Here is a 12,244-nt window from a genome sequence, read left to right on the forward strand (position 1 = left end):
TTTCCCAATCATTTCCGCCAAGAGGACGCCGCCCCGATGACCACCGCCCGCTCCCTTCTCCTCGCCGCGCTGCTGGCCGGCTGCGCCGTTCCTGCCTTGGCGGAGACCGTCTATGTCTCGAACGAGAAGGACAACACCCTGTCCATCATCGACGGCGCGACCCTGACGGTGACGGAGACGGTGAAGGTCGGGCGGCGCCCCCGCGGCATCACGCTGAGCGCGGACGGCAAGCATCTCTACATCTGCGCCAGCGACGACGACACGGTGCAGGTGATGGACCTCGCGACCAAGAAGATCCTGCACAACCTGCCCTCGGGCGAGGACCCGGAGCTGTTCGCCCTGCACCCCGACGGCAAGCACCTGTTCATCGCCAACGAGGAGAGCAACGTCGTCACCATCGTGGACGTGCCCAGCCGCAAGGTCGCCTATCAGGTGGATGTCGGCGTGGAGCCGGAAGGCATGGCGGTCAGCCCCGACGGCAAATGGGCGGTGAACACGTCGGAGACGACGAACATGGTCCATTGGATCGACACCGAGAAGCGCGCCGTCGTCGACAACACGCTGGTCGACGCCCGCCCGCGCTACGCCCAGTTCAGCAAGGACGGCAGCCGCCTGTGGGTGTCGGCGGAGATCGGCGGCACCCTGTCGGTGATCGACACGGCCGACCGCAAGGTGGCTCAGACCATCCGCTTCAAGATCAAGGGCGTGCCCCAGGACCGCATCCAGCCGGTGGGCATCAAGCTGACCGACGACGGGCGCTACGCCTTCGTGGCGCTCGGCCCGGCCAACCACGTCGCGGTGGTGGACGCCCAGACCTTCGCGGTGAAGGACTATCTGCTGGTCGGCCGCCGCGTCTGGCAGCTCGACCTGTCGCCCGACCAGAAGCGGCTCTACGCCACCAACGGCGTGTCGGGCGACGTGTCGGTAATCGACGTGGACAGCCTGAAGGTCGTCAAGTCGATCAAGGTCGGCCGCTACCCCTGGGGCGTCGCGGTGAAGGGCTGAGCGGTCGAAGGGGTAAGGGCATGGCGGAACCGGCGCTGTCGATCGAAGGGCTGAGCTACGCCTACGGGCGCGGAACCTTCGCGCTGAAGGACGTGTCGCTGGCGGTCGGGGCGGGGTCCTTCACCGCCCTGCTCGGCCCCAACGGGGCGGGCAAGACGACGCTGTTCGCCCTGGTCACCCGCTTGTTCGAATCGCCGGGCGGCACCATCCGCATCGGCGGCATCGACCTGCGGCGGGAGCCGGCCCGGGCGCTCGGCCGCATGGGGGTGGTGTTCCAGCAGCCCACGCTCGACCTCGACCTGACGGTGCGGCAGAACCTGCTCTATTTCGCCGCCCTGCACGGCATCCCCCGCCGCACCGCCGAGGACCGCGCGCGGGAGTCGCTGGAGCGGCTGGGCATGGCGGAGCGCATCGGCGAGACGGTGCGGGCGCTGAACGGCGGCCACCGCCGTCGGGTGGAGTTGGCCCGCGCCCTGCTGCACGAGCCGGCCCTGCTGGTGCTGGACGAGCCGACCGTCGGGCTGGACGTCCCGGCGCGGCGCGCCATCGTCGAGCATGTCCACGCGCTGTGCCGGGAGCACGGCATCGCCGTGCTCTGGGCCACCCACCTGATCGACGAGATCGGCGAGGGCGACCGCGTGGTGGTGATCCACCGGGGGCAGGTCCGCGCCGCCGGGCCGGTGACGGAGGTGAACCGGGCGACCGGGGCAGACACGCTGACCGAGAGCTTCACCCGGCTGACCGCGAAGGAGGCGGCGTGACCGCTTTTGCCCATTACGCGCGCGCTCTCGGCGGGATCGTCGGGCGCGAGGTGCTGCGCTTCGTCCACCAGCGGGAGCGCTTCCTGTCGGCCCTGGTCCGCCCGCTGCTCTGGCTGTTCGTCTTCGCGGCGGGCTTCCGCGCGGCGCTGGGCATCGCCATCACCCCGCCCTACGAGACCTACATCCCCTACGAGGTCTACATCGTCCCCGGCCTCGCCGGGATGGTTCAGCTGTTCAACGGGATGCAAAGCTCGCTGTCGATGGTCTACGACCGCGAGATGGGCAGCATGCGGATGCTGCTGGTCAGCCCCCTGCCCCGCTGGTTCCTGCTGACGGCGAAGCTGCTGGCCGGGACGGCGGTGTCGATCCTCCAGGTCTACGCCTTCCTCGCCGTCGCCTGGGTCTACGGGGTGCAGGCGCCGCCGCTCGGCTATCTCACGGTGCTGCCGGCGCTGGTGGTCAGCGGGCTGATGCTGGGGGCGCTGGGGATGCTGCTGTCCTCGGCCATCCGCCAATTGGAGAACTTCGCGGGCGTGATGAACTTCGTCATCTTCCCGACCTTCTTCCTGTCCACCGCGCTCTATCCGCTGTGGAAGATGCAGGAGGCCGGGGAGCTTCTGCACTTCCTGTGCACCGTCAACCCGTTCAGCCAGGCGGTCGAGCTGATCCGCTTCGCGCTGTATCTGGACGTGAACCTGCCGGCGCTGGGCTGGACCGTGCTGGCGCTGGCCCTGTTCCTGGGCGGCGCGGTGTACGGCTACAACCCGGCGCAGGGCTTCCTGGCGCGCAAGACCGGCGGGGAGTAGGAAGAGCCCCCCCTCACAGGAGGCTGCCGAACCCGTTGGTGATCGGGTAGCGGCGCTCGCGGCCGAACGGCCGCCGGGTGATCTTCGGGCCGGGAGGCGCCTGACGGCGCTTGTACTCGGCCGCATGCAGCATGCCCCAGACCGCGTTGACCACCTCCGGCGCGTGACCGCGGGCGATGATGTCCGCGACGCCCAGGTCCTCCTCGATCAGGCAGCGCAGGATGTCGTCCAGCGCCTCGTAAGGCGGCAGCGTGTCCTGGTCGGTCTGGCCGGGGCTCAGCTCGGCGGTCGGGGCCTTGACCAGCACCCGCTCCGGCACGACGCGGCCCGCCGGACCGAGCGCCCCCTCCGGCACCTGCGCGTTGCGCCAGCGCGCCAGCGCGTAGACCGTGGTCTTGTAGACGTCCTTCAGGACGGCGAAGCCGCCGCACAGATCGCCGTAGAGCGTGGCGTAGCCGACCGACATCTCCGACTTGTTGCCGGTGGACAGCACCATCGGGCCGAACTTGTTCGACAGCGCCATCAGCGTGACGCCGCGGGCCCGCGCCTGGATGTTCTCCTCGGTCACGTCCGGGTCGCGCCCGGCGAAGGCCGGCCGCAGCATGCGCTCGAACGCCTCCATCGCCGGCAGGATGGAAACGGTGTCGAGCCGGCAGCCCAGCAGCTCCGCCGACTCCGCGGCGTCCTCCTGGCTCTCCGGCGCGGTGTGGGGCGACGGCATCATCACGCCATGCACCCGCCCGGCGCCCAGCGCGTCCACCGCGATGGCCGCCGCCAGCGCCGAGTCGATGCCGCCCGACAGACCGAGGATCACACCGGGGAAGCGGTTCTTGGCCACATAGTCGCGCAAGGCCAGCACCAGCGCCGCGTAGACCGATTCCAGCTCGTCGGGCGGGGCGACGCACTCCGTGTCGGCGCAGCTCCACACATCGTCCTCGCCGCGTTCCCAGCGGGTGACCAGCAGATGCTCGGCGAAGGCGGGGGCCTGCGCGACCAGCCGGCAATCGGCGCCCAGAGCGAAGCTGGCGCCGTCGAAGACCAGCTCGTCCTGCCCGCCCACCTGATTCACGTAGAGCAGCGGCAGGCCGGACTCGGTGACCCGCCGGACGGCCAGCTGCACGCGCTGGTCGTGCTTGCCCAGCTCGAACGGGCTGCCGTTGGGGACCACCAGGATCTCCGCCCCGCTCTCCGCCAGAGTCTCGATCACATCGGCGGACCACATGTCCTCGCAGATCGGAACGCCCAGCCGCAGGCCGCGGACGTTGATCGGGCCGGGCAACGGGCCGGGGGCGAAGAGGCGCTTCTCGTCGAAGACGCCGTCGTTCGGCAAGTCCACCTTGAAGCGGGTCGCCGCGATCCGCCCGCCGTCGAGCAGCAGGGCGGCGTTGTGGCGTTTGTCGCCGTCGCGCCAGGGCGCGCCGACCAGCAAAGCCGGGCCGCCGTCCGCCGTCTCGGCGGCGAGTTCACGCACCGCCCGCTCCACCACGTCCAGGAAGAAGGGCTTCAGCACCAGATCTTCCGGCGGGTAACCGGTCACCGCCAGTTCCGGGCAGACCATCAGGTCGGCGCCGCGCGCGGCGGCCTCCGCCCGCGCGGTGCGGATGCGGTCGATGTTGGCGGTGATGGCGCCGACGGTCGGGTTGATCTGGGCCAGCGCAATGGAAAAACGGTCGGTCATGGCGGCGTCGTCCGGTGAAGCAGCGGATCGGCGACACCGTAACAGCCGGAGGCCGGGTGCGGAAGCGGCGCACGGCCGCAGCGGAACCGCGCCACCGCACGCTGTGTTGCCGGAAGGACAGGACGCCAACGGAAGGAGATCCGGTCATGCAACAGTCCGGGCAGGGTTCCGGTGCCACGACCTCCGTCTGGATGGACCGCGGCGGGGCGGCGATGCCCGCCGGGACGGTCGCCCCCACCGCCGCGGGGCTGGGCGCCCTGCAACCCGATGTGATCGTCGTCGGGGCGGGCATCGCCGGGGTGACGACGGCCTATCTGCTCCAGCGCTCCGGCAAGTCGGTGCTGCTGCTGGACGACGGGCCGCCGGGCGGCGGCGAGACCGGGCGCACCACGGCGCATCTTTCCAACGTCATCGACGATCGCTTCACCGAGATCGAACGGCTGCACAGCGAATCCGGCGCCCGCATGGCGGCGGACAGCCACGGCGCCGCCATCGACACCATCGAGCGGATCGCCCGCGAGGAGAACATCGACTGCGGCTTCGCCCGGCTCGACGGCTACCTGATGCTGGCGCCGGGGCAGGACTCCGCCGGGCTGGAGCGCGAGCGCGACGCCGCCCGCCGCGCCGGGCTGGACGATGTCGAGCGGCTGGACGCCCCGCCGATCCGGCATCCCGGCCCCTGCCTGCGCTTCCCCCGGCAGGCGCGCGTCCACGCGCTGGATTATCTGGCCGGGCTGGCCCGCGCCTTCCTGGCGCGCGGCGGCGCGCTGTCCACCGGGGCCCATGTCTCCATGATCCGGCAGGAGGGGGAGCGCGTGCGCGTCGAGGCCGGTCCGGACCATGCGCTGGTCGAGGCCGACGCGGTGGTCGTCGCCACCAACTCCCCGATCAGCGACCGCTTCGCCATCCATTCCAAGCAGGCGCCCTACCGCACCTACGCGATTTCCGTCAGCGTGCCGAAGGGCAGCGTGCCCGACGCCCTGTATTGGGACACGCTCGACACCTATCACTATGCGCGGCTCCAGCCGGAGGCCGACCACGACCGGCTGATCGTCGGCGGCGAGGACCACAAGACCGGCGAGGCCCGCGACATGGCCGAGCGCTGGGCCGCGCTGGAGGCCTGGACGCGTGCGCATTTCCCCCAGGCCGGGGCGGTCGAGCACCGCTGGTCCGGGCAGGTGATGGAGCCCTTCGACGGGCTGGCCTTCATCGGCCCGGACCCGGCCTATGGCGGGCGGGTCTTCGTCGCGACCGGCGACAGCGGCATGGGCATGACCCACGGCACGATCGCCGGGCTGGTCCTGTGCGAGCTGATCCATGGAAGCGGCAGCCCGTGGGCCGCGCTGTACGATCCCGGCCGCAAGATGACCAACAAGCTCGGCACCTATCTGCGGGAGAATCTGGACGTGGCCCGCCACTTCCTGCCCTACGTCCAGGGGCCGGAGCTGGAGGGGGAGGACCGCATCCAACCCGGCCAAGGCGCGGTTCTGAAATCGGGGGTCTGGCCCGTCGCCGTCTTCCGCGACGAGGCGGGGACGCTGCACCGCCGCTCGGCCATCTGCCCCCATCTGAAATGCGTGGTGCGCTGGAATCCCGGCGAGCGGAGCTGGGACTGCCCCTGCCACGGCTCCCGCTTCGCGGTGGACGGGACGGTTCTGAACGGTCCCGCCACCCAGCCCCTCGCGCCCATGGAGGACTCCGCAAGCAAAAACTGATAAAATCCTTCGAAATCGAAGAGTTTCGACCGGGCGTTGCAGGAGCCCTGCGACGAATTAACCTGTGGTAAAGGACTCCGGTACGATCATACCCTTACGGCGAAACGATCACGCGCGGGAGGCGGCGATGTATTACTCGGAAATGTCCGGACCGACAGGGACGACCAGTACGGTCCTGCAACAGGCGAACAACGCCAAGAAGGCAACCGAGAGCAAGGCCGCGGACGGCGCCAAGGCCGCCACCACCACCGCCGACGCCGCGACGCCCGCGAAGAGCGCCAGCCCGGCCTACACGATCAGCCAGTCGATGGAGAACCTGCTCGACAACCTGTCGGGCAAGAAGCCGGCGGCGGGGGCCGACGGCGCCAACGCCGGTGCGGCGGGCGACGCGGCCGGCGGCGGCAAGACCGGCGCCCAGGCGATGGCCGACCGGGCCAAGCAGGCCGAGCAGATCATGCAGAAGGCGCTGGAGCAGTCCAAGGGTCTTTCCGGCCTGTTCGAGAAGGCCATCGACAACATGGCCGGCGACCTCGGCAGCCTGCTCGGCGGGCTCGGCATGTCGGACGACGACGTGAAGGGCGCCGTCGGCGATTTCGGCAGCGCCATGAAGGACAAGCTGAAGTCCATGGATTTCAGCCAGATGGGCATGAGCATGGAGGAAGCCCGGTCCCAGTGGTCGATCGAGTCCCGGGGCATGGAACTGACCATCCAGGACGGCGACAAGTCGGTCCGCATCTCCTTCGCCAAGTCCACCCTGGACTTCACCCGCGAGGACCGCGGGCTGGCCGCCACGCTGAACGCGGACGGCTCGGGCAGCGCCATGTTCTCCGCCGCCACCACCAAGGTGTCCGGCAAGGCCACCGGCATGATCGTCCGCGCCAACGGCTTCAGCGACGATGAGATCAAGGGCGTCCTGGAGAAGTTGAACGGCATGGCCGCGAAGGGCGGGATGAACGGCCTCGGCGCCCTGACGCCGACCAAGAGCGCCGACGGCGTGATGCACCTGAACCTGGACCTGTCGCAGCCCATCGCCGGCCTGACGGATGGCGGCGGCAGCGCGGCCAAGGGCGCCGCCGCCGCGGACACGGCCCAGAAGGTCGACATCAAGGCGTGAGGAAGGTCGGGCCGTTCTCCCCGAAAGGGCACCCGCGAAAGGGGTGCGATCTGTGATAACGGGGGCCGGCGCTTGCCGTCGAGCCGGCTCCCTGTATAGAAGCGGCTTTTGCTGTTTCGGAGATTCGCTTCCCCATGACCGACCGCCCCACGACCGACCGCAACGCCGTGCTGGCCGCGAACCGGGCTTTCTATCAGGCCTTCACCGGGCGTGACTTTCCCGCCATGGACCGGCTGTGGGCCTCCCGCCTGCCCGTGTCCTGCATTCATCCCGGCTGGACCATCCTGTTCGGCCGGGAGGCGGTGGTGTCGAGTTGGCAGGACGTGCTGCGCGCCCCCCGCGGCCCGGCGGTGCAGTCCCGCAACGAGCGCGTCAGCCTGTACGGCGACACCGCGGTCGTCCTCTGCGAGGAGATGGTGGGAGACACCGTCCTGGCCGCGACCAACCTGTTCGCGCGCGAGGACGGCGAATGGCGGCTGGCCCACCACCAGGCCGGACCGGTCGCCGAGCCGGCCTCGCAGATCCTGACGCCGCCCGACCGTCCCCCGCACGGCGGCCTGCTGCACTGACCGCGGCCCGCAATCCGTGTCAGCGGCGCTCCGCCGCCCTTTCCAGCTGCCAGATCAGGTCGCCCACCACCCGGTCGGCGGTGACTCGCTCGGGATCGCTGTTGGTCAACGCCACCGCGGCCCAGCGATGGGCGCGTGAAAAGGCGATGTAGGCGTTGAAGCCGCCGGTGGACCCGGAATGCCAGAGGATCGGCGTTCCATCCGCCGCCCAGGCGACGAACCAGCCGAGCGCCATCGCCCCCTGCCCCAGCGCGCCCGGATCGCGCAACGCCCGCCCGTCCACCTGCACCGACTGGGCGAGCGCCAGCGTCGCGGCGGTCTCGCCGTCGCAGGCGGCCTTCCCCAGGCCGCTGCAGTCGCCCATGTTGGCGCGCAGCCAGCGCAGCAGGTCGTCGGCGGTCGAGTAGAGCCCGAAGGAGGGCTGCATGGCCGGCGCCTCCCAATCGGGAACCACCTGCCCGCGGGCGTGGCCCACCGCCTTGCGGGCGCGTTGCCCGGCCGTGGGCGCCAGGGTGGTGTCGGTCATGCCGAAGCGGTCGGTGACCACCCGCTTCAGCAACGTCTCGTAGGGAATGCCGGAGGCGGTGGACAGCGCCTCGCCCAGCACCGCCATGCCGACGTTGGAGTAGCGGAAGCGCGTGCCCGGCGGCACCGTCAGGCTGAAACCGGACAGCCACGCCCCCACCTCCTCCCGCGTCAGCGGCTTGTAGGGGTTGCGTGGGTCCTCCAGCCGGCTCCACGAGAAGCGCGGGGTCTCCGGCACGTTGGGCAGCCCTGCGGTGTGGGTGGCGAGGTCGAGCAGGCGGATCGGCGTGCCGTCAAAGTCCGGGGCATGGACCGGCTTGGGCAGATGGCGGGCCAGCGGGTCGGTCGGGGCGACGCGCCCGGCGCGGATCAGCTCCGCCAGGATGGTGCCGGTAAAGGGCTTGGTCAGCGAGGCGATCTGGAACAGGGTGCGGCCGTCCGGCGGACCGCCGTCGGGCCGCCCGCTGTCGCCGCGCCCGACGACGAGGCTGCGCCCGTCGCGGATCACCCCGACGACGATGCTGCCCGCCCCCGCCTCCTCGAGACGGCGATCGGCCAACGCCGTCACCGCCTCGCGAAGACGGTCCGGGGGCACCGCGTCCGCCGGGGCCGGCGCCGTCGCCCAGACGGTGAGCGCAAGAAACGACACGACACCGAGCACCGGCCCCCGCATCCCCACCCTCCGTCATCGGCGCGCGGAATGGGCGCGCTGAAGGAAGAGTGGGACGTGCTCGCGCCCGCCGGTACGCCCGCGGACGGACATCACGCCAACGGAGCAGGCCATGCCGGGCGGGTTAGACCGGTGAGGTCCAGCCCACCCGGCCGAAATTTACCTGGCCACTTTCGTCTCGGCCAATTTCTACTCGGTGGGAATTTCCGCCAGTGGCGGGCGGCGGTCCTTGACGATGGTCAGCGGCACGTCGTCGGCGGCGATCTCGATGATCGGCTGGCCGCCCAGCAGGCTGGGGCACTGCTTGACCTGGGTGAAGGCCATGAAGAAATCGGCCTTGCGCCAATCCAGGCCGGTGCCGTTGACCAGCTTCAGCCAGGGCGGCAGCTCGAAGCGGACGGCCAGGGTGTTGCCGCAGACCGACAGGGTGTACTGGCGCGGCGGCGCCTTGCCGCCGTTCTCACGTTCCACCAAGGCGACAAGTTCGGCCAGTGCCTCGTGCTGGGAGTTGCCCCAATAGTCCAGCTCGAACCGGCCCTCGGCGCCCTTCAGCCCGCCGGCGAACTGGTTGTAGTAGACGTACTGGTTCGGGTGCATGGCGCCGAGCTGCCACGCGTACAGCACGGCCACCGCGATGGCCGCCGCCCCGTACGCCTGCCCTGTACGCCGGCCCAACGCCTCGGCCCCGCTCCACAGCCGGTCGAAGGCGATGCCGGCCAGCACCGCCATCGGCGGCGCCACGAACAGGAAATGGCGGATGCCGTTGTAGACGGACGGCCGCATCAGCATGAACAGGAGCACCGGCAGGAAGGCCGCCAGCGCCAGCGGCACCCAACGCACCGCGCCGAAAGCGCCATCCACGCTGCGCCAGCCGCCGCGCACCACCCACAGGGCGGCCAGCGCCACCGCGGCCAGAGTGCCGAGCAGCACCGCCTCCGGCAGCTTCACCCCCAGATAGACCGGCAGATAGAGCGCCGGCGGGGCGGCGGAGCTGACCATCTGCCCCATGAACAGTGTCTGGATGTCGATGGGAAAGTGCGAGACAACGCGCAGCGCCTCCAGCGGGTTCAGCGGCTTCTGCACCGCCCAGGGCCAGAACAGGGCCATCACCGCGTAGGCCAGCGGAATGGCCGGCAGCAGCGGCGGCACCGCCCGCCGGACGACGCCCAGCGCCGGCCGCAGCCCGCCCTGCCACGCCACCAGCACCACATAGAGCGCCAGCGCCACCGCGAGGTAGAAGCCGGCCAGCACCCCGCCCACCCGGATCGCCAAGGTCAGGCCCAGCGCCAGCCCGAACTTCAGCACGGCGCTTTGGCGCGGGGACGGCATCTGGCCGATGATGCGGGTGGCGAAATAGAGCGTCCACACCATGCCCGCGGCGAAGGGCACGTCCTTGGTGTTGTTGAACATGGCGCCGTAATAGACGCCGGACAGCGCCAGCAGCGCCGCCGCCAGGAAGCCCGCCCGCGGCCCGGCCAGCAGCCGGGCGTAGCGCCAGCAGCCGGCGATGCCCACCACCCCGACCAGCGCGCAGAGCAGGTGACGCGTCTCGTACTCCTCGAACGGCGAGATCGGGACCACCAGCGCGGTCACCAGATCGAACAGCCCGCCATAGAGGTACAGGTCCTTGAAATGGAAGGCCGACCGGTCGGTGAAGCCGGACAGGTAGAAGGACAGCAGCTTCTTGCCGTAGATGTGCTGCACCTCCTCGTCGGTGCTGATCCCGTAGTTCCGGAAGGTCAGCGCGGCGAGGATGATCAGGCACAGCAGAAGCGCGCGCGCCATGTCGTCCCACAGGGCGCCGGCGCGGCGCTGCGAGAGGGCGCCCGCCGGGGGCGTCGCCCCGAGGGGATTCAGGCCGATCGGCGGCATCAGGCTCATGAAGGGCGGTCCTCGCTTCCGGGCCGGCGCCAAGCGCCTGCGTTGGCCCCCGGATTGGCCGCCAAATTGGATGCCGGAGCGGCAGCCTCATCCTCGAAGCCGTGCGCGGAACGGACGATGTAGAGGGGGCGCCCCTTCACCTCGTTGAACACCCGGCCCAGATAGTCGCCGATGACCCCCAGCGTGACGAGCTGGATGCCGCCCATGAACAGCACCGCGGCGAGCAGCGATTCATAGCCGGGCACGTCGATGCCGTAGATCAGGGTGCGCAGCAGGCGCAGCAGGATGTAGACGAAGGCGAAGCCGGAGATCGCCATGCCCACCAGAACTCCACACCCGCAACGGGAAGGTGGAGAAGGCGGTCAGCCCGTCGAAGGACAGGCTGAGCAGCTTGAGGAAGCCCCACTTGGTGTCGCCGCCGGCGCGCTCCCCCTGCTGGTAGGGGATGCTCGCCTGACGGAAGCCGACCCAGGCGAAGATACCCTTCATGAAGCGCGTGCGTTCCGGCATGCGGTTGATGACGTCGACCACCCGCCGGTCCATCAGCCGGAAGTCGCCGACCTCGCGCGGCAGCTTGACCTCCGACAGGTTGTCGAAGATCCAGTAGAAGGCGCGGGCAAACGCCCGGTGCTTCAGGCTCTGCCCGACCCGCGCGTGGCGCACGGCGACGACGACGTCGTAGCCCTCACGCCATTTGGCGAGGAATTGGGGCAGCAGCTCCGGCGGGTGCTGCAGGTCGGCGTCCATCGGCACCACGGCGTCGCCGGTGGTGTGGCGCAGCCCGGCCGACAGGGCCAGTTCCTTGCCGAAGTTGCGCGACAGGTCGACCACCTTGACCCGCGGGTCGGCGTCGTGGACGTCCAGCAGGCGGTCGAGCGTGTCGTCGCGGCTGCCGTCGTTGACGCAGACCACCTCCCACTCGGCGTCGAGCCGGTCGAGCACGGGCACCAGCCGCTCGAACAGCGCCGCGACGTTGGGGCCTTCGTTGTAGAAGGGGATCACCACCGACAGCCGGCCCCGCTTGGTGCGGGCGGAGCGCGACGGCTTCGGCGGGGAAGCGGCATCACCGGGGGCTGGGGCGGAGGGGGCAGCGGTGTTGGCGGAAGCCGCCAGAGGGGGCGCGTCGGTCAGGGACATGGCCGGCCGTTGGGTCAGATGATCACGAGCCGGGTCGGAGGGGTCCAGGCAGGCGTCCCCGGCGGGGCGCTTCGCCCTTTGGCATATAGCACGATACATGTGGATGAGCAAAACGCCTCTATTGTGACCATCCACGGCCTAAGCCGTGACCAGCACACCGCTGGAACCGGCGCCGGAACGGTCCGTCGCTGGTGGGCTAACGCCACGGTCCCGACAAATATTCCAAGGTCCCGCGAAACCGCCAGAGCCCGGAAGGATAAGGACATCCCCAAGGGTGCGCGAAGGATTGGCATGCCCGTTTTCGGAGACGGGAAAGCAGTTGGCACACTTAATGAATTGGTAAGCGGGCACTGTCATGTTTGATGTCTAAACCAATCAGCCTC

Annotated in this window: 11 protein-coding genes; 6 read left to right on the forward strand and 5 right to left on the reverse strand. The window is 70.1% G+C overall.

What is annotated here, in order from left to right:
• Positions 1-36 precede the first annotated feature (36 nt).
• From ACWPN5_RS15015 to ACWPN5_RS15025, 3 genes are read left to right on the forward strand one after another with little or no spacing between them, the layout of a single operon-like run.
• Entirely contained in the window at positions 37-1,005 is a 969-nt protein-coding gene (locus ACWPN5_RS15015; protein WP_137114988.1) for a YVTN family beta-propeller repeat protein, read from the forward strand.
• A gap of 20 nt (positions 1,006-1,025) precedes the next feature.
• Complete coding sequence (locus ACWPN5_RS15020; RefSeq protein ID WP_492296079.1) at positions 1,026-1,766, forward strand: ABC transporter ATP-binding protein; 741 nt, start codon at positions 1,026-1,028, stop codon at positions 1,764-1,766.
• Positions 1,763-2,572 carry an ABC transporter permease gene (locus ACWPN5_RS15025; protein WP_492296081.1) on the forward strand — a complete coding sequence of 270 codons (810 nt, stop codon included), beginning with the start codon at positions 1,763-1,765 and terminating at the stop codon, positions 2,570-2,572. Before ACWPN5_RS15020 ends, ACWPN5_RS15025 begins: the two co-directional genes overlap by 4 nt.
• Before the next feature lie 13 nt (positions 2,573-2,585).
• Here ACWPN5_RS15025 and ACWPN5_RS15030 read toward each other — a convergent pair whose 3' ends face one another.
• Complete coding sequence (locus tag ACWPN5_RS15030; RefSeq protein ID WP_492296083.1) at positions 2,586-4,250, reverse strand: NAD+ synthase; 1,665 nt, start codon at positions 4,248-4,250, stop codon at positions 2,586-2,588.
• 146 nt (positions 4,251-4,396) lie between these two features.
• Here ACWPN5_RS15030 and ACWPN5_RS15035 point away from each other — a divergent pair, with 146 nt between their 5' ends.
• The 3 genes from ACWPN5_RS15035 (at position 4,397) to ACWPN5_RS15045 (ending at position 7,648) form a co-directional block, all read left to right on the forward strand.
• Positions 4,397-5,965 carry an FAD-dependent oxidoreductase gene (locus tag ACWPN5_RS15035; protein ID WP_492296085.1) on the forward strand — a complete coding sequence of 523 codons (1,569 nt, stop codon included), beginning with the start codon at positions 4,397-4,399 and terminating at the stop codon, positions 5,963-5,965.
• Between the two features lie 127 nt (positions 5,966-6,092).
• Entirely contained in the window at positions 6,093-7,079 is a 987-nt protein-coding gene (locus ACWPN5_RS15040; RefSeq protein WP_492296087.1) for a hypothetical protein, read from the forward strand.
• 134 nt (positions 7,080-7,213) lie between these two features.
• A complete protein-coding gene (locus ACWPN5_RS15045) occupies positions 7,214-7,648 on the forward strand; it encodes a nuclear transport factor 2 family protein (RefSeq protein WP_145681442.1) in 435 nt (144 codons plus the stop codon).
• Between the two features lie 19 nt (positions 7,649-7,667).
• On the opposite strand, the gene ACWPN5_RS15050 is transcribed toward ACWPN5_RS15045, so the two are convergent.
• The 4 genes from ACWPN5_RS15050 to ACWPN5_RS15065 all read right to left on the reverse strand — a co-directional run bounded on the left by ACWPN5_RS15050 (position 7,668) and on the right by ACWPN5_RS15065 (position 11,861).
• A complete protein-coding gene (locus ACWPN5_RS15050) occupies positions 7,668-8,822 on the reverse strand; it encodes a serine hydrolase domain-containing protein (RefSeq protein WP_247888156.1) in 1,155 nt (384 codons plus the stop codon).
• 210 nt (positions 8,823-9,032) lie between these two features.
• The gene (locus ACWPN5_RS15055; protein WP_145681440.1) at positions 9,033-10,724 is read right to left on the reverse strand and encodes a glycosyltransferase family 39 protein; all 1,692 of its coding nucleotides are present in this window, start codon (positions 10,722-10,724) and stop codon (positions 9,033-9,035) included.
• On the reverse strand, positions 10,721-11,041 hold the full coding sequence (locus ACWPN5_RS15060) for a hypothetical protein (protein WP_492296090.1): 321 nt from the start codon (positions 11,039-11,041) through the stop codon (positions 10,721-10,723). Before ACWPN5_RS15060 ends, ACWPN5_RS15055 begins: the two co-directional genes overlap by 4 nt.
• The gene (locus ACWPN5_RS15065; RefSeq protein WP_492296092.1) at positions 10,956-11,861 is read right to left on the reverse strand and encodes a glycosyltransferase family 2 protein; all 906 of its coding nucleotides are present in this window, start codon (positions 11,859-11,861) and stop codon (positions 10,956-10,958) included. The genes ACWPN5_RS15060 and ACWPN5_RS15065 overlap by 86 nt, the downstream gene beginning before the upstream one ends.
• Positions 11,862-12,244: the final 383 nt, after the last annotated feature.

The sequence above is a fragment of the Azospirillum sp. UENF 211521 genome, assembly GCF_058780535.1.

What these genes read in the sequence shown, in the direction of transcription:
- ACWPN5_RS15015 (WP_137114988.1), top strand. Translation starts at nt 37, where the DNA reads ATGACCACCGCCCGCTCCCTTCTCCTCGCCGCGCTGCTGGCCGGCTGC.
- ACWPN5_RS15020 (WP_492296079.1), top strand. Translation starts at nt 1,026, where the DNA reads ATGGCGGAACCGGCGCTGTCGATCGAAGGGCTGAGCTACGCCTACGGG.
- ACWPN5_RS15030 (WP_492296083.1), bottom strand. Translation starts at nt 4,250, where the DNA reads ATGACCGACCGTTTTTCCATTGCGCTGGCCCAGATCAACCCGACCGTC.
- ACWPN5_RS15035 (WP_492296085.1), top strand. Translation starts at nt 4,397, where the DNA reads ATGCAACAGTCCGGGCAGGGTTCCGGTGCCACGACCTCCGTCTGGATG.
- ACWPN5_RS15040 (WP_492296087.1), top strand. Translation starts at nt 6,093, where the DNA reads ATGTATTACTCGGAAATGTCCGGACCGACAGGGACGACCAGTACGGTC.
- ACWPN5_RS15045 (WP_145681442.1), top strand. Translation starts at nt 7,214, where the DNA reads ATGACCGACCGCCCCACGACCGACCGCAACGCCGTGCTGGCCGCGAAC.
- ACWPN5_RS15055 (WP_145681440.1), bottom strand. Translation starts at nt 10,724, where the DNA reads ATGAGCCTGATGCCGCCGATCGGCCTGAATCCCCTCGGGGCGACGCCC.
- ACWPN5_RS15060 (WP_492296090.1), bottom strand. Translation starts at nt 11,041, where the DNA reads ATGGCGATCTCCGGCTTCGCCTTCGTCTACATCCTGCTGCGCCTGCTG.
- ACWPN5_RS15065 (WP_492296092.1), bottom strand. Translation starts at nt 11,861, where the DNA reads ATGTCCCTGACCGACGCGCCCCCTCTGGCGGCTTCCGCCAACACCGCT.